The following is a 21,227-nucleotide window of genomic DNA, read 5'->3' as shown; positions in this document are numbered from 1 at the left end:
TGTCGCCGCGCCCTGGACGGTTGAGAAAAAGGATTTCGCAATGACGACAATGGCCAAAATCGGCTCCGCCCTCGCAATTCTGCTCGTGCTTTCCTCGTGTGGGAATACGATCCGCGGCATCGGTCGCGATACGGCAAATGCCGTGAACGCGACTCAGGATGCGGGCCGTTCGGTCGGCCGCGCGGCGACGCGGTAGTACACCATCAAATCGCTGCCGGTGGGTAGGCATTCTCCAGCCCGCCGGAACGCAAAAGCCCGGTCCGCAACGCCACATAGGCCGAATGCTGGCTTGATTTTGCGGCCTCCGTGAGACGTATCTGCAGGCGGGCCGGCGCCGCCTCGCCAATCCATTTTCCAAGGTTCTCGAGTTTCAGCGTGTTCAGAACGGGTGCGCTTGCCGCGTTGTTCAGGTGGCGGTGAAGACCATCGATGACGTTCTCGTCCTGCGCCGCATTTCCCATCAGCAGGACGACGTAGGATTTCTCCCGTTCCCCAAGGCCCGCAAGCTTTGATGCGATTGTGTCGCGGGGGGAAACGGAGCGGATGTCATCTTTGTTCTCCTCGTCTGGGCAGCGGCTTGGCGCGATTCGGGCAAGCAAGCAGTCGCTGCTTATAGGAAACCCATACCTCCACAGGGAAGACGTTCTCGATGCCGATCGATCGCGTGCGCGGTTGTGCGAGTTCCTATCGAGAAGGGCGCATCGGCAGGCGAGGGATTGCCTTGCTCGCCTTAAAGCCCAGCCTTAACCTTCTGGGCGACATCGGCGGGAACCCATTTGGTCCACAGGTCGGCATAATTCTGGAGGAAGTAGATCGTGGCGTCCTCGTTGCTCTTGTGGTTCCCATCCTGCCAGGCAAGCACTTCGTTGATCGTCGTGTTGTCCCAGGAGCGGAGCTTCAGGTAATCCATGGCCGGTCCGGCTCGCTCGGCGAAGGCCTTAGTCACGATCGTGTAGGCCCGAGAGACGGGATAGGAATTCACCTGCGGCCGAGCGCAGCCGGGGACCGATGTGCATTTGTCCCATTCTGCCTTGTCATGAGCGACGCCGAAGCTCAGGCGCGTCATGTCGTGTTTTCCGAGGATAGCCGTCGGGGCCCAGTAGTAGCCAAGCCAGCCGGCCTTTTTCTGGAATGCGTTTGCGATGGAATCATCGAGGTCCTGCGGGCTCCCGGTTTCGATAAGCTCAAACCCCTCCCTCTCGGCGCCCAGCGCGCGGAACAGATTTGACGTCGAAATCTGGCAACTCCAGCCGACGGGACAACTATAGACGGCGCCCTGTGATGAGTTGCCCGGCGCCGGGAAGAGTTCGGGATGCTTGAGGGCATCCTCTACGCTGCGGATATCCGGGTTGGCGTCGGCGATGAATTTCGGAATCCACCAGCCCTCGACAGCGCCCTCCGAGAGGATTTCGGCCGCCTGGATCAGCTTGCCTTCCTTGACCGCGCTATCGAGCTCGGTACGCACTGAGTTGATCCAGAATTCGGAAGCGATATCCGGCTCACCTTTTCCGTTCATCGACAGGAAGGTCGGCATCGTGTCGCCCGGGACGATCCTAACCGAGCAGCCGTAACCCTTCTCGAGAATGAATTTATCGAAGTTGGCGGCAATACCGGCCGAAGCCCATTTCATTTCAGCGACGGTAACGTTGCCGCATTCGGCAGCCTGCGCAGTCGCGGCGGCTGCACAAACTCCTGCGGCGAGCAGGATTGACGTGCAGAGAAGTCTCATCTTGCGTTCCCATTCTTGCTGCCGCGGCCACAACCTAGGCGTTCCCACCTTGCGGAGGTCCTCGTGCTGTTTGTCCGGGCTGTAGCTGTGGCGCTCGTCCTGGCACCTTGGAAGGCAGCCTACGCGTTCGGCTGCGGAAATCAATTGTCTTCTGTGGTTGAGGCGTGAAGCATAAACGCCTGATTTGAAATCGTTAATGCTAGTCTCATCAAAAGGTGGCCGCGAGCGTTCCAAGATCGTGCTGGCATGCTTGCCAGCGACGCGCTGATCGAGAAGAAGAGAGAGAAAGTGCCGAAATTCACCTTTGCTTAAGGACTTGCTAACCCTCCGGTAACAATGTGGCGCTATCTGTTGTTGCGTAGCGGGGGACACCGCTGCTTCTCCGGATCAGGTATTGCGTCCCGGAGAACGTGAGCGTCGCCGTGTATGGGCGAACGCGCCAGCGTATTTCGGCAGGCCGCGCAACCCTCAACGGTTGACGCGGCCTTCGCATTTTCGACGCCTGCGATTGACCGCAACAGAGACGTCGTTGTAGGCCGAGGGGAGTTCTCCGGAGTTCCGCGACAATGACCAAGGCCATCATGCTGCAGGGTACCGGCTCCGATGTCGGCAAGACCGTTCTTGTTGCGGGGCTTTGCCGGCTTGCTGCCAATCACGGCCTTGCGGTCCGTCCCTTCAAGCCGCAGAACATGTCGAACAATGCCGCTGTCGCTGACGACGGCGGTGAGATCGGCCGGGCGCAATGGCTGCAGTCGCTCGCTGCGCGGGTGCCGTCCTCGGTGCACATGAACCCTGTGTTGCTCAAGCCGCAAACCGAATACGGCAGCCAGATCATCGTTCAGGGCAAGGTCTGGGGGCAGGCCAAGGGACGGGACTATCAGAAGCTCAAGCCGACACTCCTCGATTACGTGATGCAGAGCTTTTCGGAGATTTCGGTCGGAGCGGATCTCGTGATCGTGGAAGGTGCGGGCTCGCCTGCCGAAATCAATCTCAGGGCCGGTGATATCGCCAATATGGGATTTGCGACGCGCGCCGGCGTGCCGGTGGTGATGGTCGGCGACATCGATCGTGGCGGCGTGATCGCCTCGCTGGTCGGCACGCATACCATCCTCTCCGATGACGACCGGGCAATGATATCCGGCTACATCATCAACAAGTTTCGTGGTGACGTTTCGCTCTTCGATGCCGGAATCGATGCGGTGCGGCGTTTTACGGGATGGCCATGCTTCGGCGTCGTGCCATGGCTGAAGCACGCTTGGCGGTTGCCCGCCGAGGACTCGGTGGCGCTGGAGAGCCTGGCACGAGGCAGCGCGGCCGCGCTGAAGATCGCAGTACCGGTCTTTCCCCGCATCGCGAATTTCGACGATCTGGATCCGCTGGCGGCAGAACCGGATGTCGAGTTGGTTTTTGTTCGCGCCGGCGAGCGGTTGCCGTCGGATGCCCGACTGGTGATTCTGCCCGGTTCGAAATCGACGATCGCCGACCTGGCGGATATGCGCGTGCAGGGTTGGGATGCCGATCTTCTGGCCCATGTGAAGCGGGGCGGGCGGGTCATCGGCATCTGCGGCGGCTATCAGATGCTCGGACGCAAGGTGCATGATCCCCTGGGCATCGAGGGGGACCCCGCGGAGGTCACCGGCCTCGGGTTGCTGGACGTCGAGACGGAGATGGCGCCGGAAAAGACGGTGCGGAACAGCGTCGCCGTGGCGGCGGAAGACGGCGCACCGCTTACCGGCTATCAGATCCACCTCGGCATCACCGTAGGAGAGGATTGCGGCCGGCCATTCGCGATCGTCGATGGAGAACCGGATGGTGCCGTATCGGCCGACGGTCGGATTGCCGGCACGTATCTGCACGGGCTCTTTGCGAGTGACATCTATCGTTCGGGTTTGCTGTGGAGTTTCGGTCTTTCGGGTGAGACGAACGATTACCGCGCCGGTGTCGAGAAAGCTCTAGACGACGTTGCGGCCGAGCTGGAAGCCTGTCTTGACCGGCGCTGGCTTGATGAGCTCTTCGGCTAGATCTCGCCGGATATTTCGCGGCGACGGCGATCGAGTTCTTCGCTGTAGCGGCGCAGCGTGTATGCCTCGCTCAACTGCCCGACAACCTTCCGCTCGATCAGATTGTTGACGACCGCGAGCGCTTCGCTTTCGGTCTTGTCGAAGATGGCGGCTGCCTGCCTGGCGTTCATCTGCGGCTGCAGGAAATCGTTCTTGTAGCGGATGAATTCGCTGAGATCCTCGCCGGTGTCGTCGGTGTCGGTCAGGTTCGCGTAAATATCCGGGACGAGCACTAGGCCGCTGTATTTGCCGGTGTCGTCCACCAGGACGACGCGCTGCGCCGAGCCAATGGGGAAGCTTTCCTTGAACTCTTGGATCGAAAGGCTGGCCTTGGCGGTTTTGACGTCGGCGCGCATCAGCCGCCCGACCGTCAGGTTGCGAATCCAGCCGACATCGTGGGCGCTGCGAATGCTCTCGCCGCGCAGATGAAAGCGCCATGTTGCGAAGGAGTAACCGAAGGTGCTGCGCACGACCAGTGAGGAGGTAATGACGGCCGCAAGGACAAGTGCCGTGATCGGAAAGTCGCCCGTGATCTCCAGCGCCAGGAACGTCATCGTCAGGGGGCCTCCAATAACGGCGACTGCGAGCGAACTCATGCCGACGACCGCGTAGATAACGGGTGTCAGCGTCGCGTGGGCGAAATAGGGCGCGGAATAGGCAAATAGCTTGCCGAGCAGCGCCCCCATGAACAGCGACGCGAAGAAGAGGCCGCCTCTGAAACCCGAGCCGATCGAGATCGCGGAGGCGAAGGCCTTGAGGAGAAACAGCCCAAGGAGGACGGGAATCGCGACATCACGCCCGAGATTGAGGTGCAGCGCTCCGTGTCCCGCTGACAGAACCTGCGGCGTGATAAGGGCGAGGAGACCGACGACGATGCCGCCAAGGGCAGGGCGCAGCGGTGTTGCGATGGAACTCCTGCGCGCCAGTTCCTCGATCGCGGCGACGCCCTGCATGATGAGAATGCCGACGCCGGCGCAGACGGCACCGAGCAGCAGCGCCGGGACATAGTCGGCCGGCATGACGGAGCCGAATTCCCCGACATCGATTAGGAAATCACTGCCGGCCAGCAGCCGCGCAATCTGGGTCGACACCAGCGCGGACACGACGACTGGTGTCAGCGAGACGATGGTGTATGTGCCGATGATGAGCTCGAAGGCATAGAAAGCGCCGGTCAGTGGCGCATTGAAGGCCGCCGCAATCGCACCGGCCGCGCCGCATCCGACGAGAACGCGCAGGTCCGATCGGCGAAGCTGCAACTTCAGGCCAAGCTTTGAGGCCAGACCGGCTGCCAACTGCGTGTAGCCGGCTTCCAAACCAACGGAGGCACCAAAGCCGTTCGAGATGAGGTTCTGAACGGCAACGAGAATGCTGTCGGTCAGCGACAGGCGTCCGCCATGTAATGCGTTCGCCTCGATCGGGTCGACCATCGGCTTCTTACGGGTCTTGGCGAGGATGAACAGCAGAAGACCGAGCAGGATGCCGCCGCAAACCGGTGCCGTCAGCAGCAAGAACTTGTCATCGATCTGGGAGGAGCTCAGCCTCTCGACGTCGCTGATTCCGAAGATCAGCCTGTGCATTGCGCGGGAAACGAGGCTCATCCCCGTCACCGCCAGGCCGGAGATCACCCCGACGATCGCGCCGGCGATGACCATTCCCATCTCGCTGCGCCGCAGCAGAGCGCGCATCCGCCCGATATCGAGAAGGGTATGAAACGGACCGAAACGGCGGATATCGATTTTTAGGAGCATGACAGGAAAACTAGGCAGGTGTAGGCGCGATCAAGTGCGGTGAGGGACGGGCAAATCAGTGGCGCGACCCGCTTGCGACGCAATTGCGGCAAAAGACCGGCGCCGGCAACAATTATTTGTGACGTAAGCTACTGATAAAAGACGATAAAGTTGGTAGAGAAGGTCGCCTTGGTCGCGTTTCAGGCATGCGATGTCATAATGCGAGACGACGGCTTACGATTGACTTCGTCAGGGGCCTTGCCTAACGATGACTCCATAACGGATGGTTCCGGACCGGTTGAATCGGTGCGGATGAAAAGGGAATGTGAAGCGGTGGACCCAATCCGGGCGCCGTCATCATAGCCGACCCCGCGACTGTAGAGCGGTCAGGGTTTTCCGTCCGGCGTTGGTTCCTCGTGGTTGACAGTCTGCAACAGTGCAGGCGGGCGGCGGGGAAGCGGCGACGGAAAAGTCACTGGCAGTGCATCATGATCAACCGGGGCTGGACGCCTCTCAAGTCTACGAATCGTCCGCCTTTTCATGAAATGCAACCGGGAAGACGAGGAAAATCCGCTGGCACGATCAGGGGCGACCGGTTTCCGGTCTGCCCCGATCGCGGCCAAAACCCGCGAGCCAGGAGACCTGCCAATCGTGCCGGGCGAAAAGCCCATCCCTGGGCGATGCCCGCTGCCAGCACGGAGGTTGTCATGGCTGAAAGTAAGATTTTAAGGCTGCGTGCAGCCGTTCCGGTTCCGTGCGGAAGGCGTCCGCAGATCGGACAGTATTTTCCATGAGCCTGATATCATCTGGCACGACCTTCGTTCTCGGCGGTGCGCGCTCGGGAAAATCGCGCTTTGCCGAGCAACTGGTCGTTTCGAGCGGCCTGGAGCGCCACTATGTGGCGACGGGCCGGGCTTGGGATGAGGAAATGCGCTCCCGGATCGACATCCACAAAGCCGACCGCGGCGATCTCTGGCACACCCATGAAGAGCCGCTCGATCTTGTCGGATGCCTGCGGGCAATCGATGGCGAAGGACGGGCGATCCTGGTGGATTGCCTGACGCTTTGGGTCACCAATCTGATGATGGAAGAGCGCGACATGGGGGTGGAGTTCGCCTCGCTTGCCGCCTACGTGCCTACGGCACGCGCGTGCCTCGTCATCGTTTCCAACGAGGTCGGTCTCGGCATCGTCCCGGAAAACCGCATGGCGCGGGAGTTCCGGGATCATGCCGGCCGCCTGCATCAAATGATCGCGGCGGAAGCTGCGGACGTGTATTTTATCGCGGCAGGTCTGCCGCTGAAGATGAAGGGTTGAATTTCATGAACCAGCAGAAAATCCCGGCGACCGTGATCACCGGCTTTCTCGGCGCCGGCAAGACGACGATGATCCGCAACCTGCTTTCCAACACGAACGGCAAGAAAATCGCGCTGATCATCAACGAATTCGGCGATCTCGGCGTCGACGGCGAGGTGCTCAAGGGCTGCGGTGCCGAGAATTGCACCGAAGATGACATCATCGAGCTCACCAATGGCTGCATCTGCTGCACGGTTGCCGACGACTTCATTCCGACGATGACCAAGCTTCTGGAGCGCGAACAGCGCCCCGACCACATCGTCATCGAAACCTCCGGTCTCGCGCTGCCGCAGCCGCTCGTGGCGGCCTTCAATTGGCCTGACATTCGCACGCAGGTCACCGTCGACGGCGTCATCACCGTTGTCGATAGCGCTGCCGTGGCGGCCGGCCGTTTTGCCGACGATCACGATGCCGTGGAAGCCCGTCGCGTGGAGGATGAATCGCTCGACCATGAAAGCCCGATCGAAGAACTTTTCGAAGATCAGCTCACCTGCGCCGATCTGATCGTGCTCAACAAGACCGATCTTCTTGACACGGCAGGCCTCGGTCGCGTGCGCGATGAGGTCGCGTCCCGTATCGCCCGCAAGCCGGTGATGATCGAGGCGCGCAACGGCGAGGTTCCTGCAAGCGTGTTGCTCGGGCTCGGGGTCGGCACCGAGGATGACGTGGCCAACCGCAAATCCCACCATGAGCTCGAGCACGAGGATGGTGTACCGCATGACCACGACGAGTTCGATAGCTTCGTCGTGGAACTCGGCCCTGTTGCCGATCCTGCCGCGTTCGTGGCTGCGCTGAAGGGCGTCATTGGCGAACATGACGTGCTGCGGCTGAAGGGCTTCGTCGATGTTCTCGGCAAGGCGATGCGCCTGCAGCTGCAGGCGGTCGGAAGCCGTGTGGACCATTATTTCGATCGCGCCTGGGCACCCGGCGAAGCACGCGGAACCCGCCTGGTCGTGATCGGCCTGCACGACATGGACGAGGCGGTAGTTCGCACGGCAATCGAAGCGCTGGTATAAGGCAGACCAATGCATCTGCTCCTGGCACAGCAGGGAACGATCAGCGACGGCGAGGAGGCGATCGATCTCGGTCAATCTCCCGGCGATGTCCTATTCCTGTCGGCCGCCGATACCGAGCTTGCCGCCATGGCGGCCGCGTATGATGGTGCGGCCGCCGGTTTTTCGCTGCGGCTCGCAAGCCTGATGAGCCTGAAACATCCGATGTCGGTCGATGCCTATATCGAGCGGACAGCCCGGCACGCGAAGGTGATAGTCGTCAGGGCGCTCGGTGGTGCCAGCTATTTTCACTATGCGCTGGAGGCGCTTCATGCGGCGGCAGCGCGCTCTGGCGCGCTTATCGCCGTACTGCCGGGAGATTCGAAGCCGGACGCGGGTTTGACACCGTTTTCGAATGTGCCGCTTGAAGAGTTAAATGCCCTCTGGGCCTATCTCATCGAAGGTGGCGACGCCAATTCGCGTGCGTTTCTCTCCTATGCCGGCGCGATGCTCTTAGGCGCGGAAAAGCCAGAGGCGGCTTCGCCGCTGATGAAGGCTGGGATCTGGTGGCCGGGCAAGGGCGTGGTCGGCGTCGAGGAGTGGAAGTCTGCGTGCGACGAGCGGGTTCGATTCCTGCAGGAGGTGCCGCATTCGCCAGTTGTGGCAGTCAGCTTCTATCGCGCGCTCGTGCAGAGCGGCGAGACGCGGCCGGTCGAAGCGTTGATCGATACGCTGCTGGCCGAGGGCATCCGGCCGCTGCCGGTGTTTGCCTATAGTCTCAAGGATCCCGTCTCGAAGGGCATTCTCGAAAGCGTCTTTGACGCCATCAAGCCCAAGGTGGTGATCAACACGACCGGCTTTGCAGTATCTGCGCCCGGTGCGGATCGAAAGCCGACCGTGCTTGAGGCCAACGACGCGGTTGTGCTTCAGGCGATCTTTTCGGCGTCGTCGCGGCAGGCATGGACTTCCTCCTCGCAGGGGCTCTCCGCGCGCGACCTTGGAATGAATGTTGCTCTGCCGGAGGTTGATGGGCGGGTGCTTGCCCGTGCGGTCTCGTTCAAATCAGCTGCCCGCTATGACGCGAGGGTCGAGGCCAACATCGTCGGCAGCGAGCCCGATATCGAGCGAATGCGCTATACAGCCCGGCTTGCTGCCAACTGGGCGAAGCTGCGCACGACATCGTCCGGCGACCGGCGCATTGCGCTCGTGATGGCGAACTATCCGAACCGAGACGGAAGGCTCGGCAATGGCGTCGGGCTGGATACGCCTGCCGGCACGGTCGAGGTGCTAAAGGCAATGCGTGCCGCCGGTTACACAGTCGCGGCTGTGCCGGATGATGGCGACTCCCTGATCCGGCGCCTGATGGAAGGACCGACAAATTCCGGTACGGATGGGAAGCTTGTACGCGAAGTGCTTTCATTGAGTCGTTACAATGCCTTCTTCAGAAGTCTTCCCAAAAAGATTCAGGACGAAATCAGCACGCGTTGGGGTGCGCCTGAGACCGATCGCTATGTGCTGGACGGCGCTTTTGCACTGCCGTTCCTGCGGCTTGGAGAAGTGCTCGTCGGCATCCAGCCGGCGCGCGGCTACAATATCGATCCGAAGGAAAGCTACCATTCGCCGGACCTCGTGCCGCCGCATGGCTATCTCGCCTTTTACGCTTTCCTTCGCCACGAGTTCGGCGCTCACGCCGTCATCCACATGGGCAAGCACGGCAATCTCGAGTGGCTGCCAGGCAAGGCATTGGCGCTCTCCGAGGAATGCTATCCAGAGGCGATCCTCGGCCCTATGCCGCACCTTTATCCGTTTATCGTCAATGATCCCGGCGAGGGAACGCAGGCCAAGCGGCGGGCCGGGGCTGTCATCATCGACCATCTGACCCCGCCGCTGACGCGTGCCGAGAGCTACGGGCCCCTGAAGGATCTGGAGGCGCTGGTCGACGAATACTACGAGGCGTCAGGTGGCGATCCACGCCGCATTCGGCTTCTCAGCAAGCAGATTCTCGATCTCGTCGCAGATATCGGTCTCGACCGCGATGCTGGTATCGACAAGGGCGAGAGCGAAAACGAGGCGTTGAAGAAGCTCGATTCCTATCTCTGCGATCTCAAGGAAATGCAGATCCGCGATGGTTTGCACGTCTTCGGTGTCTCGCCGCAGGGTCGATTGCTGACCGATCTGACCGTGGCGCTGGCTCGGGTCCCGCGTGGCCTTGGCCAGGGTGGCGACCGCAGCCTACAGCGGGCGATTGCTGCCGATGTAGGCTTGGATTTCGACCCTCTCGACTGCGACATGGCCGGGTCTTGGCCGGGGCCGTTCCCGGATATCCTTGCGGCGGCCATGGACGGTGTCTGGCGCACGAATGGCGATGCGGTCGAGCGGATCGAACTGCTTGCGGCACGGCTCGTCGCCGGCGAAGTCGCTTGCCCGGAAGATTGGGGAGCCACGCGCGCCGTCCTGGCGATGATCGAAACGCGGCTCAAGCCTGCCATCGTTGCATGCGGGGCCGCGGAGATCGAAGGCCTGCTGCGGGGGCTCGACGGTCGTTTCGTGCCACCCGGGCCGTCGGGGGCGCCGACGCGAGGACGCCCGGATGTGCTGCCGACCGGGCGGAACTTCTATTCGGTAGACAGCCGTGCGGTTCCGACGCCGGCGGCCTACGAACTCGGGAAAAAGTCCGCCGAACTGCTGATCCGCCGGTATGTGCAGGATCACGGCGAATGGCCGGTATCCTTCGGCCTGACCGCCTGGGGCACATCGAACATGCGCACCGGCGGCGATGATATTGCCCAGGCGCTGGCGCTGATCGGCGTGAAGCCGGTATGGGACATGACCTCGCGGCGCGTCACCGGTTACGAAATCATCCCGCCGGCGCTGCTGCGCCGCCCGCGTGTCGACGTGACGTTGCGCATTTCCGGCTTCTTCCGGGATGCGTTTCCCGAACAGATCGCGCTCTTCGACAAGGCGATCCGTGCCGTCGGTGCGCTGGACGAGGGTTCGGCGGACAATCCGATTGCCGAGCGCATGTGCGGCGAAGCGGCGCGGCTCGAGGCTGCCGGGCTGGACGCGGCACAAGCCCGACGCCGTGCCGGCTATCGTATCTTCGGCTCGAAGCCGGGCGCCTATGGTGCCGGCTTGCAGGCATTGATCGACGAGAAGGGATGGGAACACCGGGCCGATCTCGCCGAAGCCTATCTCGTATGGGGAAGCTATGCCTACGGCGCCGGCGAGGAAGGCCAGGCGGAGCGCGGCGTCTTCGAAGAGCGCCTGCGCTCGATCCAGGCGGTGGTGCAGAACCAGGACAACCGCGAGCACGACCTTCTGGACAGCGACGACTACTACCAGTTCGAGGGCGGCATGGCTGCCGCGACCGAGATGCTTTCGGGTGACCGACCGTCGATCTACCACAACGACCACTCGCGACCGGAAAAGCCGGTCATCCGATCGTTGGAAGAGGAGATCGGGCGTGTCGTGCGTGGCCGCGTGGTCAATCCGAAGTGGATCAATGGCGTCATGCGCCATGGCTATAAGGGAGCCTTTGAGATCGCCGCGACCGTCGATTACCTCTTCGCCTTTTCTGCGACGACAGGCGCGGTGGGCAATCATCATTTCGAAGCCGTCTATCAGGCCTTCGTAGTCGATCCGAAGGTGCGAGATTTCATGGTCGAGAAAAATCCGGCCGCCTTCGACGACATGAAGGAGCGGCTGCTCGAGGCCATCGATCGCCGCCTTTGGACGCCGCGCAGCAATTCGGCGCGGTTCGATCTTTCAGACACATTCAAGCTTGCATCCGGGGAAATTTGAGATGACTGACGAAACCACTGAGCCGGCTGGCCACGACGACGCACGCCACGCCGAGAAGATGGCCAAGAAGAAAGCCGGCCGCGACAAGATCATGGCCTCAAAGACCGATGAGAAGGGCCTCATCATCGTCCATACCGGTAAAGGCAAGGGCAAGTCTTCCTCGGCGTTCGGGATGATTTTCCGGCATATCGCGCATGGAAAGCCCTCCGCCGTCGTGCAGTTCATCAAGGGCGCGATGTGGACCGGCGAGCGCGATCTGATCGAGAAGCACTTCTCCGACATCTGCCAGTTCCACACCATGGGCGAGGGTTTCACCTGGGAGACGCAGGATCGCGCCCGTGATGTCGCCGCCGCATCCGCGGCCTGGGAGAAGGCGAAAGAGCTGATCCGGGACGAGCGCAATTCGATGGTGCTGCTCGACGAGATCAACATCGCGCTTCGCTACGACTACCTCGACATCAACGAGGTGGTGGAATTTCTGAAGGCCGAAAAGCCGTATATGACTCACGTCGTTCTGACCGGGCGCAACGCGAAGGACGAACTGATCGAAATTGCCGATCTCGTCACCGAGATGGAGCTGATCAAGCATCCGTTCCGCTCGGGCATCAAGGGGCAGCCGGGCGTGGAGTTCTAACAGGAACTGCCTCGGGGTGCCGCCGGTCGCCGGCGGGACGCTGTTGCTCACGCTCTTCTAGGAGCCAGGCCGGCACACCGGGCGCCAGCGTCAAATCTCCAGCCAGACGCGGATCGGATTGGCTGGATCGGCCAGAAGTTTGATCGTGAAGGCGACGCAGACGACGACGAGCAGCGGCTTGATCAGGCGCGCGCCGGTGCGCATCGCAAGCCGCGAGCCGAGCTGGGCCCCGAGGAACTGGCAGACGCCCATCATTAGCCCGATCTTCCAAAGGATCGCGCCGAAGGAGACGAAGACGACGAGCGCGCCGATGTTCGAGCCGAAATTCAGGAGCTTGGTATGCGCCGTGGCCTTTAGCATACCGAAGCCGGCCAGCGACACGAAGGATAGCATGAAGAAGGAGCCGGTGCCCGGACCGAAGACGCCGTCGTAGAATCCGATTGCCGGAACCAGCGTCAGGCCGAAGACGAAGGGCCTCATGCGGCGATGCTTGTCGACGTCGTTCAGGTTTGGCTTCAACGCAAAATAGAGCGCGATCGCCACAAGAAGGACCGGCATGATTGCCCGCAGTACGTCACCAGGCACGATCGTTGCCAAAGCGGCTCCAAGGGAGCCGCCGAAGATTGCCATCAGCGCCATCGGTAGCTGCGTACGCAGATGAACATGTCCGTTTCGGGCATAGGCGATCGTGGCGGAGGCTGCGCCGAACACCGACTGCACCTTGTTGGTGCCCAGTGTTTGCAGCGGTGGAATACCCGCAATCAACATCGCCGGGACCGTGATGAGGCCTCCGCCGCCAGCGATGGAATCGACGAATCCAGCGAAAAAGCCGGCTGCGGCCAGCATGAGGAGCAGATGAGGGGCAAGGTCGGACAAGGGAGGAAACTCTGGAATGCAGTATGCGGCGCACGCATGTTGCATTTCCGGTCCCTTGCTGCAATGGCTCGAGGGACACAGGGGCCGGTTTCATTGTCGCACGTGACTGGAATTGTATTTGATAGGACGCGCCGGTACGTGCTCGGTCTGGGCTGCGAGCGCGGAACGTCGGAGGACGAGGTAAACGAGCTTGCCCGTACGGCATTGGCGGCAGCGGGCATTGACCAAGTCGAGCTAGCGGCCGTCGCCACCATCGACACTCGCATCAATGAAGCCGCGATCGTTGCAGTAACGCGTGACCTCGGTGCGCCGCTCTTATTCTTCGCTGCCGCACGGCTCGAAGAAGAGACGCCGCGGCTGAAAAATCCCTCGGCGATCGTGTTTGCCCGCGTCGGATGTCACGGCGTCGCCGAATCGGCTGCGCTGGCTGTGATCGGACCGCATGCGGAGCTCATCGTCCCGAAGATCAAGTCGCGCCGTGCCACTGCGGCGATTGCGTGTGCCCTGTTGCAGAAAGATTAGCGGGCGCTATGGTGGCCGCCGATTTCGTGGCGCCGTCCGGCTGCCCTACGACAATAACGAAAAGAGGCACACTCATGCACAAGGTCATTTATGACACGGATCCGGGCGTCGATGATGCAATGGCTCTGCTCTTCCTTCACCGCCATCCCGAGATCGATCTGATCGGCATCACGACGGTCTTCGGCAACGCGTCGGTTGAGACGACGACGCGCAACGCGCTGTTCCTGAAGCGTGAATGGAACATTCCTGCTCCCGTCGCCAAGGGGGCGAGCGTGACGATCGATCCGGAGCGTCGGGAAGGGGCGTGGCCGACCTTCGTGCATGGCGAGAACGGCCTCGGCAATATCAAGGTGCCTGAAACGATCGATCTGCCGCTCGATCCGCGTCCTGCGCACCGCTTCATCATCGATACGGTCCGCGCCAATCCGGGCGAGGTCAGGCTGGTTGCCGTCGGTCGCATGACCAACCTGGCCGTGGCGCTCAAAGAGGACCCGGAGATTGCCGGTCTCGTGAAGGACGTCGTCATCATGGGCGGCAACTTCTACGTTCCGGGCAACGTGTCGCCGGTCGCGGAAGCCAACATCCATGGCGATCCGGAAGCGGCCGACATCGTCCTGACCGCGCCCTGGAAGGTCGCCGTCATTGGTCTCGACGTGACCGCGATCACGACGATGAGCCGCAGCTACCTCGCCGACGTTGCGGCCAAGGGCGACCGCGCCGTGAAGCTGCTGAACGATCTTTCGCAGGACTACATTGATTTCTACAAGCACGCCGTCGAAGACGGGATGATGGTTCACGACAGTTGTGCATGTGTCTACGTCGTCGCTCCCGAGCTGTTTTCGACCATCCATGGTCCGGTTCGCGTCGTTTGCGGCGGTATTGCCGACGGACAGACGATTGTGAAACCGGACGGCCGCCGCTTCCCGCCAGGTGGTTGGGACGGCCTACCAAGCCAGGTTGTCTGCACTGGCATCGACTCCGAAAGGGTGATCACTCTCATACGCGATGCGGTTCTGCGCGCGTGAGAACTTGCGCCCGGTCGCGCCGCGGTCGGGCCGCGAATCTTTGTGCGTCCGTTGGACCGACAGAGGGGTTTGAGAGAGCTTGCCTTTCACATCTTTCTGTTGCCCAGCGGCGTTGACCTCGCCACCTGCGGAGCATAGATCATGCCAATGATCGAAGCTGCCTTTTCACAGCTGCCGGCTCTTGAGCCGGGCAGCGTCTGGCTTGTTGGTGCGGGTCCGGGCGAGCCCGGATTGCTGACGCTTCTTGCCGCCAAGGGGCTGGCGGAGGCCGACGTGGTGGTTCACGATGCACTTGTGAACGCCGATTGCCTGAAGCTCGCGCGGCCGGACGCGTTGCTGGAATATGCCGGAAAGCGAGGTGGAAAGCCGTCCGCCAAGCAGCGCGACATTTCGTTGAGGTTGGTTGAACTTGCCCGCGCCGGTATGCGCGTCTTGCGTCTCAAGGGCGGCGATCCCTTCGTCTTCGGGCGTGGCGGCGAGGAAGCGTTGACGCTGGTCGAGCACAATGTTCCGTTTCGCATCGTTCCGGGCATCACCGCCGGCATCGGCGGATTGGCCTATGCCGGCATTCCCGTAACGCACAGGGATGTCAACCACGCGGTTACATTCCTCACGGGGCATGACTCCTCAGGCATCGTGCCGGATGCCATCAATTGGGAGGCCATCGGCAAGGCCTCGCCTGTGATCGTCATGTATATGGCGATGAAGCATATCGCCCAGATCAGCAGAAATCTCATTGCAGCGGGGCGGTCCCCGGAAGAACCGGTCGCCTTCGTCTGCAACGCATCGACGGGCGATCAGCAAGTGCTCGAAACGACACTTGGCGAGGCACCTTTGGCGGCCTCGGGGCTCGAGCCGCCGGCGATTGTTGTGGTCGGGGAGGTGGTGCGGCTGAGGCAATCGCTTGATTGGCTGGGTGCTCTTGCGGGACGCAAGTTGCGCTCTGATCCGTTCCGGGACTCCAACAGCAGGGAGACGGCATGAGTGGTTTGTTGATTGCGGCCCCGTCCTCCGGATCGGGCAAGACGACGGTGACGCTGGGGCTTCTACGGGCGCTTCGAAGGCGCGGTGTTGCGATAGCACCCGGCAAGGCGGGCCCCGACTATATCGATCCGGCCTTTCATGCCGCGGCGAGCGGCGTTGCCTGTCTCAACTTCGATCCATGGGCGATGCGCCCGGAACTGATTGCCGCCAATGCGACCCTGCATCGCTCCGGCGACCGCATCCTCGTCATCGAGGCGATGATGGGGCTCTTCGATGGAGCGACCGACGGGAAGGGGACCGCAGCCGATCTTGCCGCCATGCTTGGTCTTTCCGTGGTTTTCGTCGTCGATGCCTCGCATATGTCGCAGTCGGTGGCGGCACTGGTGACTGGATTTGCTGGCTTCCGGGCCGATGTTCGCATCGCCGGCGTGATTCTCAACAAGGTTGGGGGTGAACGCCATGAGATGATGCTTCGCAAGGCGCTTGATGCGGTCCGCATGCCGATCGTTGCCGTCGTCCGCCGCGACAATGACATCGCCCTTCCCGAAAGGCATCTCGGTCTCGTCCAGGCGGGAGAACATCAGACGCTCGAGAGCTTCATAGAGCATGCAGCGGATGCGGTGTCCGATGAATGCAATTTCGAATTCCTGCTGCGCATCGCGCGTCAAGGGCTCAATCGTCCATCTACTGCCAACATCGCCCGGTTGCCACCGCTCGGCAGCAGGATCGCCGTGGCGCGCGACGTCGCCTTTGCTTTCTCCTACGAGCACATGCTTCTCGGCTGGCGTCGGCGCGGTGCCGAAATCTCGTTCTTCTCGCCGCTTGCCGACGAGGCGCCGGATCCCGCTGCAGACGCGATCTATCTGCCAGGCGGCTATCCCGAGCTTCATTGCGGGCGGATCGCGTCTGCCAGCAACTTCAGGGCAAAGGTTATCGACGCCGCGGGAAAGGGCGTGCGAATCTATGGAGAGTGCGGCGGATACATGGTTCTCGGCGAAGGGCTGGTTGACGTCGCCGGCGAGCGTCATCAGATGCTCGGTCTCTTGCCCGTAGTCACCAGCTACGAGGAGCGCAAACGGCATCTCGGCTATCGGCGAGTCAAGCCGTTGAACGCTGCCTACTTCGAACAGCTGATGACCGCGCACGAGTTCCACTATTCGGCCGTGGTTTCCGAGGGCGGGGCCGATCGTCTGTTTCAGGTGACGGATGCGTTGGGCAACGACCTCGGGCAAGCCGGCCTTCAGCGTGGACAGATTGCGGGATCATACATGCATCTGATCGACCTTGCCGAGGGGGCAAGATGAACGCCCCGATCGTTCATGGAGGCGGCATCACCGCTGCCGCTGCAATCTACGGCGGCGAGGCAGAACACTGGCTTGATCTTTCAACGGGAATCAATCCGTGCCCGGTGCCTGTGCCCGAGATCCCGATGCGCGCCTGGCACCGGCTGCCCGACAGGCATCTGATTGATCAGGCGCGCGCGGCGGCGCAGAGCTATTATCGCAGCGGCGACATTCTCCCGCTGCCTGTTCCCGGCACGCAATCCCTCATCCAGCTATTGCCGCGGCTTTTCGACGGGGGCGGCAAGCGGGTTGCGATTCTCGCCCCGACCTACGGCGAATATGAGCGCGCGTTCCCGATGGCAGGCTGTTCCGTTGATCTTATCGCCGGTCTGGATGACGTCAGAGCCGATCACGCAGTTGTCGTCATCGTCAATCCGAACAACCCTGATGGTCGCATCTACGCTCCGGAGAGGCTCGTCGCACTCAGCGAAGAGATGAAGGCTAGGGGTGGTGTTGTCATTGTGGACGAAGCCTTCGGGGATACATGCCCTCAGATGAGCCTGGTCCCTCTTGCCTCGAAAATGCCGAACGTTCTCATCTCCCGTTCTTTCGGCAAGTTCTTCGGGCTGGCAGGGTTGCGCCTTGGGTTTGTCGTGGCCGCTCTGCCGATCGTGGAGCGCATCGAAGGCTTGCTTGGCCCGTGGGCTGTGTCCGGTCCTGCTCTCTCGATCGCAGTAGACCTCCTCCGATCGGACATCGCGCCGATACAGCTTCGGATCTCAGACAGGGCCGGTGCGCTGCGCAAGATTCTCGATCAAGGCGGTCTGCGCATTATTGGCGGAACCGATCTCTTTGCGCTTGTCGACCATAAGCAGGCCGCCCAGTTACATCGGCATCTCTGCCAACATCATATTCTGGTCCGCAAATTCGACTATCAGCCGCGTTGGTTGCGTTTTGGTCTCACCGCCGATACGGCTGGCGACCAACGGCTTTCGGATGCATTGCAGAGTTATACGTCATGACACTCGACCATAACCTTCTCGTGCTGGTTCTGGCCCTTTTGCTCGACAGGATTGTCGGGGATCCAGATGCGCTCTGGATGCGGGTACCGCACCCCGTCGTGCTGTTCGGAAACGCGATCTCCCGCGTCGACCGGATGTTCAATCGAGCCGAGCTCCACAAACGCGATCGTCGGCGCAACGGCGTCTGGTCGATCGCCGGTCTCTTGTTCCTAAGCGGTGTGGCTGGTCTTGTGCTGCATTGGTTCTTCTCGCTGTTCGGCCTTCCTGGAATCCTCCTGGAAGTCATTTGCGTTGCCGTCTTCATGGCGCAGAAGAGCCTTGCCGATCATGTGGAAGCTGTTGCCGCTGGGTTGAAGACCGGAGGCCTCGGCGGTGGCCGACTGGCTGTTTCGCGAATCGTCGGGCGGGATCCGGAAACACTGGACGAGCCCGCCGTCTGCCGCGCCGCGATTGAGAGCCTTGCCGAGAATTTTTCAGATGGCGTGGTTGCTCCAGCTCTATGGTATGCCGTTTTTGGCTTGCCCGGCCTCTTCGCCTACAAGATGCTGAATACGGCGGATTCGATGATCGGCCACAAATCCGAGAGATACGCCGATTTCGGCTGGGCGGCCGCGCGCCTGGACGACTTCGCCAACTGGCCGGCGGCGCGCATTTCGATTCTCCTGATTGCGGCCGGAGCCTGGCTGCGGCGAGGAAGCACAGCCTGCCGGGAGGCGCTGCGCATTGCCGCGCGCGACGGGGGCCTGCATCGCTCACCGAATTCCGGGCGACCGGAGGCGGCAATGGCGGGGGCACTGAATGTGCAGCTCGCCGGACCACGCGTTTATTCCGGGGTTGTCGTCATGGAGCCGATGATCAACGGTGGCGGGCGCGATTCGGCAACGGTGGCCGATATCGAAGATGGCGTCTCGGTCTTCTATGCGAGCTGTTCAATCCTTGCCGCGGCCGCCTTGGTTCTTTTCCTAGTGCTGCTCTAAGCGCAAACAGGGGTGTTTTGCCAATGCATTGCGCGACAAACGGCGCGTTATGCACTGCTGTTTAAGCAACACTGGTCTTGCAAATTGCGTGCCGAGACGGATGAAAGCATTGGCTTTTGAAATGGATTTGCCTATGAGGAGGGTTAAATCGTCATTTCATGAGGTAAAGGCGTGACCGCTACATTCGATAAAGTTGCCGACATCATTGCAGAAACCAGCGAGATCGATCGCGATACGATCAAGCCGGAGAGCCATACGATCGACGACCTCGGTATCGACAGCCTCGATTTCCTCGATATCGTCTTTGCGATCGACAAGGAATTCGGCATCAAGATCCCGCTCGAGAAGTGGACACAGGAAGTCAACGAAGGCAAGGTTTCCACGGAAGAATATTTCGTGCTGAAGAACCTCTGTGCCAAGATCGACGAGCTGCGCGCCGCCAAGGCCTGATCGGCACCGTCATCTTTTTCTCCGCCCTGCCGCTGTTAACCTGGCGGCCGGGCGGTTTCGTTCCTAAGTAGGCCTAGCCGCGGGGCAAGGTGTCCTTGTGGCCGGAGGATCCGATGCTACTGGAATACTTCCAGATGATAGACCGCATCGAGGCGGTCGACCTTCAGAAGGGGACGCTCAGGGCGCGCTCCGTCGTGCCGGCGAAAAGCCCGGTCTTCGAAGGTCATTTTCCCGGTATGCCCCTGGTTCCCGGCGTGCTGCTGATCGAAACGATGGCGCAGGCATCCGGCATGCTCGTGCTGGCGGCCACTGATTTTGCGGCCATGCCGTTCCTGATGTCCGTCGACGGCGCCAAGATGCGTACCTTCGTTGAACCGGAGGCGGTACTGGATATCGAGGCATTTCTGGAGCATGACGGCTCGGGATTTGCGGTAACCAAGGCGAAGATCACAAGCGGCGGCAAGAAGGTTTGCGACGCGCAGCTGAAGCTGCGGACAATGCCTTTCAGCGAAGTTCCGCTCGGGGATATCGTCAAGAAACGTGCCGGTGAAGTTGGCCTGATGGATGCGATCGCTGCGCAGGGAGTGAATGGATGAGCAAGGCTCAGAATGATGTCGTGATCACGGGCGTCGGCATTGTAACGTGCCAGGGCGTCGGCAAGGAGCCGCATGTTGCGTTGCTCAACGCCGAGGGCGCGCCTCAGACGATCGTCGAGCTTGAGAAGTTCAAGCCGTATCCGGTCCACCCGCTGCCGGAGATCGATTGGTCGCAGCAGATTGCCAAGCGCGGCGATCAGCGGCAAATGGAAAACTGGCAGCGCATCGGTGTCTTTGCAGCCGGCCTCGCCCTCGATGACGCCGGCTTCAAGGATGATGCGGAAGCCTGCGGCAGCATGGATATGATCGTCGCGGCTGGCGGCGGCGAGCGCGACATCAACGTCGATACGTTGATTGTTGACGAGGGCCTGAAGCGCAACGACCGTGAGGTTCTTCTGAACGAGAAGCTGACGACGGAGTTGCGTCCGACGCTCTTTCTGGCGCAGCTGTCCAATCTGCTCGCCGGCAACATTTCCATCGTCCATAAGGTAACGGGCTCTTCGCGGACCTTCATGGGCGAAGAATCTGCCGGCATTTCGGCAGTCGAAACGGCCTTCTATCGTATCAAGTCGGGTGAATCGACGCACGCCCTGGTTGGCGGAGCTTTCTCGGCGGAGCGTCTGGACATGGTGCTCTTGTTCGAAGCCATCAACTCCCACAGCCGCAACGAATGGCAGCCGCTCTGGTCGCGCGACCAGGGCGGTGTCATTTCCGGCTCGCTCGGCGCATTCCTCGTTCTGGAATCGCGCGCCCATGCTGAGGCACGCGGCGCGCATATCTACGCGTCGATGTCCTCCATCGAAGGCGATCGCGGCAATCGCAATCCCGGCAATCTTGAGAAGCGCCTCGAGCGATTGCTGGAAGCCGCGGTCGACGTTCCGGCGGAAACCACGGCGATCTTCTCCGGCTCGACAGGTATTCCCGACTTGGCGAGGCGCGAAAAGGCGGTTCTCGAACGTCATCTGCCAGGCGCGGCTATCCGCGGTTTCGGCGGCGTTACCGGCCATGGACTTGAGGCGCATTTCACGCTCGGTCTGGCGCTGGCGGCATTGGCCATCGACAGCAAGGCGAAGGTCCCGGTCTTCGACCCGACCCACGAAAAGCCGATGGGCGCCGCGACCAAGGCAGCCATCGTTACGACAGTCGGTCATCAGCGCGGCGAAGGCGTCGCGGTTCTTTCCGCCGAAGCGTGAGG

Annotated in this window: 18 protein-coding genes and 1 pseudogene; 15 read left to right on the top strand and 4 right to left on the bottom strand. The window is 61.5% G+C overall.

Going from position 1 to position 21,227, the window contains the following annotated elements; translation table 11 throughout:
• Nucleotides 1-40 precede the first annotated feature (40 nt).
• Complete coding sequence (locus ACSQ9D_RS09175) at nt 41-196, top strand: entericidin A/B family lipoprotein (RefSeq protein ID WP_007788385.1); 156 nt, start codon at nt 41-43, stop codon at nt 194-196.
• A gap of 7 nt (nt 197-203) precedes the next feature.
• Here the strand turns inward: ACSQ9D_RS09175 and ACSQ9D_RS09170 are convergent.
• Both ACSQ9D_RS09170 and ACSQ9D_RS09165 read right to left on the bottom strand, forming a co-directional pair.
• Nucleotides 204-550: pseudogene (locus ACSQ9D_RS09170) on the bottom strand (hypothetical protein).
• A 180-nt stretch (nt 551-730) separates the two neighbouring features.
• Nucleotides 731-1,729 carry a glycine betaine ABC transporter substrate-binding protein gene (locus ACSQ9D_RS09165; protein ID WP_436281966.1) on the bottom strand — a complete coding sequence of 333 codons (999 nt, stop codon included), beginning with the start codon at nt 1,727-1,729 and terminating at the stop codon, nt 731-733.
• A 566-nt stretch (nt 1,730-2,295) separates the two neighbouring features.
• On the opposite strand from ACSQ9D_RS09165, the gene ACSQ9D_RS09160 reads away from it, so the two are divergent.
• A complete protein-coding gene (locus ACSQ9D_RS09160; RefSeq protein WP_436281965.1) occupies nt 2,296-3,750 on the top strand; it encodes a cobyric acid synthase in 1,455 nt (484 codons plus the stop codon).
• On the opposite strand, the gene ACSQ9D_RS09155 is transcribed toward ACSQ9D_RS09160, so the two are convergent.
• A complete protein-coding gene (locus tag ACSQ9D_RS09155) occupies nt 3,747-5,537 on the bottom strand; it encodes a chloride channel protein (protein ID WP_436281964.1) in 1,791 nt (596 codons plus the stop codon). The genes ACSQ9D_RS09160 and ACSQ9D_RS09155 overlap by 4 nt on opposite strands.
• A 769-nt stretch (nt 5,538-6,306) precedes the next feature.
• On the opposite strand from ACSQ9D_RS09155, the gene cobU reads away from it, so the two are divergent.
• The 4 genes from cobU to cobO are packed head-to-tail and all read left to right on the top strand — an operon-like array spanning nt 6,307 to nt 12,297.
• Nucleotides 6,307-6,831, top strand: coding sequence for a bifunctional adenosylcobinamide kinase/adenosylcobinamide-phosphate guanylyltransferase (gene cobU / locus ACSQ9D_RS09150; protein ID WP_436281963.1), 525 nt, complete (start codon nt 6,307-6,309; stop codon nt 6,829-6,831).
• A 5-nt stretch (nt 6,832-6,836) separates the two neighbouring features.
• Entirely contained in the window at nt 6,837-7,886 is a 1,050-nt protein-coding gene (gene cobW / locus ACSQ9D_RS09145) for a cobalamin biosynthesis protein CobW (RefSeq protein ID WP_436281962.1), read from the top strand.
• Nucleotides 7,887-7,895: 9 nt separating this feature from the next.
• Complete coding sequence (gene cobN / locus ACSQ9D_RS09140) at nt 7,896-11,663, top strand: cobaltochelatase subunit CobN (RefSeq protein WP_436281961.1); 3,768 nt, start codon at nt 7,896-7,898, stop codon at nt 11,661-11,663.
• Nucleotide 11,664: 1 nt separating this feature from the next.
• On the top strand, nt 11,665-12,297 hold the full coding sequence (gene cobO / locus ACSQ9D_RS09135) for a cob(I)yrinic acid a,c-diamide adenosyltransferase (protein WP_436281960.1): 633 nt from the start codon (nt 11,665-11,667) through the stop codon (nt 12,295-12,297).
• A gap of 90 nt (nt 12,298-12,387) precedes the next feature.
• On the opposite strand, the gene ACSQ9D_RS09130 is transcribed toward cobO, so the two are convergent.
• On the bottom strand, nt 12,388-13,173 hold the full coding sequence (locus tag ACSQ9D_RS09130) for a TSUP family transporter (protein WP_436281959.1): 786 nt from the start codon (nt 13,171-13,173) through the stop codon (nt 12,388-12,390).
• Between the two features lie 102 nt (nt 13,174-13,275).
• Between ACSQ9D_RS09130 and ACSQ9D_RS09125 the strand changes: the two genes are divergently transcribed.
• The 9 genes from ACSQ9D_RS09125 to ACSQ9D_RS09085 all read left to right on the top strand — a co-directional run bounded on the left by ACSQ9D_RS09125 (nt 13,276) and on the right by ACSQ9D_RS09085 (nt 21,225).
• The gene (locus tag ACSQ9D_RS09125) at nt 13,276-13,695 is read left to right on the top strand and encodes a cobalamin biosynthesis protein (protein ID WP_436281958.1); all 420 of its coding nucleotides are present in this window, start codon (nt 13,276-13,278) and stop codon (nt 13,693-13,695) included.
• Nucleotides 13,696-13,769: 74 nt separating this feature from the next.
• The gene (locus ACSQ9D_RS09120; protein WP_436281957.1) at nt 13,770-14,720 is read left to right on the top strand and encodes a nucleoside hydrolase; all 951 of its coding nucleotides are present in this window, start codon (nt 13,770-13,772) and stop codon (nt 14,718-14,720) included.
• 147 nt (nt 14,721-14,867) lie between these two features.
• Nucleotides 14,868-15,704 carry a uroporphyrinogen-III C-methyltransferase gene (cobA, locus tag ACSQ9D_RS09115; protein WP_197066015.1) on the top strand — a complete coding sequence of 279 codons (837 nt, stop codon included), beginning with the start codon at nt 14,868-14,870 and terminating at the stop codon, nt 15,702-15,704.
• Nucleotides 15,701-17,008 carry a cobyrinate a,c-diamide synthase gene (locus ACSQ9D_RS09110; RefSeq protein ID WP_436281956.1) on the top strand — a complete coding sequence of 436 codons (1,308 nt, stop codon included), beginning with the start codon at nt 15,701-15,703 and terminating at the stop codon, nt 17,006-17,008. The genes cobA and ACSQ9D_RS09110 overlap by 4 nt, the downstream gene beginning before the upstream one ends.
• The gene (gene cobD / locus ACSQ9D_RS09105) at nt 17,005-18,009 is read left to right on the top strand and encodes a threonine-phosphate decarboxylase CobD (RefSeq protein WP_436281955.1); all 1,005 of its coding nucleotides are present in this window, start codon (nt 17,005-17,007) and stop codon (nt 18,007-18,009) included. Before ACSQ9D_RS09110 ends, cobD begins: the two co-directional genes overlap by 4 nt.
• Nucleotides 18,006-18,986 (top strand): adenosylcobinamide-phosphate synthase CbiB, encoded by a 981-nt coding sequence (cbiB, locus tag ACSQ9D_RS09100; protein ID WP_436281954.1) that lies wholly within the window; start codon nt 18,006-18,008, stop codon nt 18,984-18,986. The genes cobD and cbiB overlap by 4 nt, the downstream gene beginning before the upstream one ends.
• 171 nt (nt 18,987-19,157) lie before the next feature.
• Entirely contained in the window at nt 19,158-19,436 is a 279-nt protein-coding gene (locus ACSQ9D_RS09095; RefSeq protein ID WP_007533215.1) for an acyl carrier protein, read from the top strand.
• A 113-nt stretch (nt 19,437-19,549) separates the two neighbouring features.
• The gene (locus ACSQ9D_RS09090; RefSeq protein ID WP_436281953.1) at nt 19,550-20,032 is read left to right on the top strand and encodes a 3-hydroxyacyl-ACP dehydratase FabZ family protein; all 483 of its coding nucleotides are present in this window, start codon (nt 19,550-19,552) and stop codon (nt 20,030-20,032) included.
• Nucleotides 20,029-21,225: a beta-ketoacyl-ACP synthase gene (locus ACSQ9D_RS09085; protein ID WP_436281952.1), complete on the top strand. Its 1,197-nt coding sequence runs from the start codon at nt 20,029-20,031 to the stop codon at nt 21,223-21,225. The genes ACSQ9D_RS09090 and ACSQ9D_RS09085 overlap by 4 nt, the downstream gene beginning before the upstream one ends.
• Nucleotides 21,226-21,227 lie beyond the last annotated feature (2 nt).

Source organism: Rhizobium sp. LjRoot258 (assembly GCF_964254185.1).
Classification (GTDB): domain Bacteria; phylum Pseudomonadota; class Alphaproteobacteria; order Rhizobiales; family Rhizobiaceae; genus Rhizobium.
The sequence above is the reverse complement of the archived record's forward strand: the minus strand, read 5'-3'. Positions and strand labels throughout refer to the sequence as shown.

Bases quoted from the DNA above. Each gene is read 5' to 3' on its own strand.
- cobU (WP_436281963.1), top strand. From the start codon at position 6,307: ATGAGCCTGATATCATCTGGCACGACCTTCGTTCTCGGCGGTGCGCGC.
- ACSQ9D_RS09110 (WP_436281956.1), top strand. From the start codon at position 15,701: ATGAGTGGTTTGTTGATTGCGGCCCCGTCCTCCGGATCGGGCAAGACG.
- ACSQ9D_RS09160 (WP_436281965.1), top strand. From the start codon at position 2,296: ATGACCAAGGCCATCATGCTGCAGGGTACCGGCTCCGATGTCGGCAAG.
- ACSQ9D_RS09165 (WP_436281966.1), bottom strand. From the start codon at position 1,729: ATGAGACTTCTCTGCACGTCAATCCTGCTCGCCGCAGGAGTTTGTGCA.
- ACSQ9D_RS09175 (WP_007788385.1), top strand. From the start codon at position 41: ATGACGACAATGGCCAAAATCGGCTCCGCCCTCGCAATTCTGCTCGTG.
- ACSQ9D_RS09155 (WP_436281964.1), bottom strand. From the start codon at position 5,537: ATGCTCCTAAAAATCGATATCCGCCGTTTCGGTCCGTTTCATACCCTT.
- cobO (WP_436281960.1), top strand. From the start codon at position 11,665: ATGACTGACGAAACCACTGAGCCGGCTGGCCACGACGACGCACGCCAC.
- ACSQ9D_RS09090 (WP_436281953.1), top strand. From the start codon at position 19,550: ATGCTACTGGAATACTTCCAGATGATAGACCGCATCGAGGCGGTCGAC.
- cobN (WP_436281961.1), top strand. From the start codon at position 7,896: ATGCATCTGCTCCTGGCACAGCAGGGAACGATCAGCGACGGCGAGGAG.
- ACSQ9D_RS09120 (WP_436281957.1), top strand. From the start codon at position 13,770: ATGCACAAGGTCATTTATGACACGGATCCGGGCGTCGATGATGCAATG.
- cobW (WP_436281962.1), top strand. From the start codon at position 6,837: ATGAACCAGCAGAAAATCCCGGCGACCGTGATCACCGGCTTTCTCGGC.
- cbiB (WP_436281954.1), top strand. From the start codon at position 18,006: ATGACACTCGACCATAACCTTCTCGTGCTGGTTCTGGCCCTTTTGCTC.
- ACSQ9D_RS09085 (WP_436281952.1), top strand. From the start codon at position 20,029: ATGAGCAAGGCTCAGAATGATGTCGTGATCACGGGCGTCGGCATTGTA.
- cobD (WP_436281955.1), top strand. From the start codon at position 17,005: ATGAACGCCCCGATCGTTCATGGAGGCGGCATCACCGCTGCCGCTGCA.
- cobA (WP_197066015.1), top strand. From the start codon at position 14,868: ATGATCGAAGCTGCCTTTTCACAGCTGCCGGCTCTTGAGCCGGGCAGC.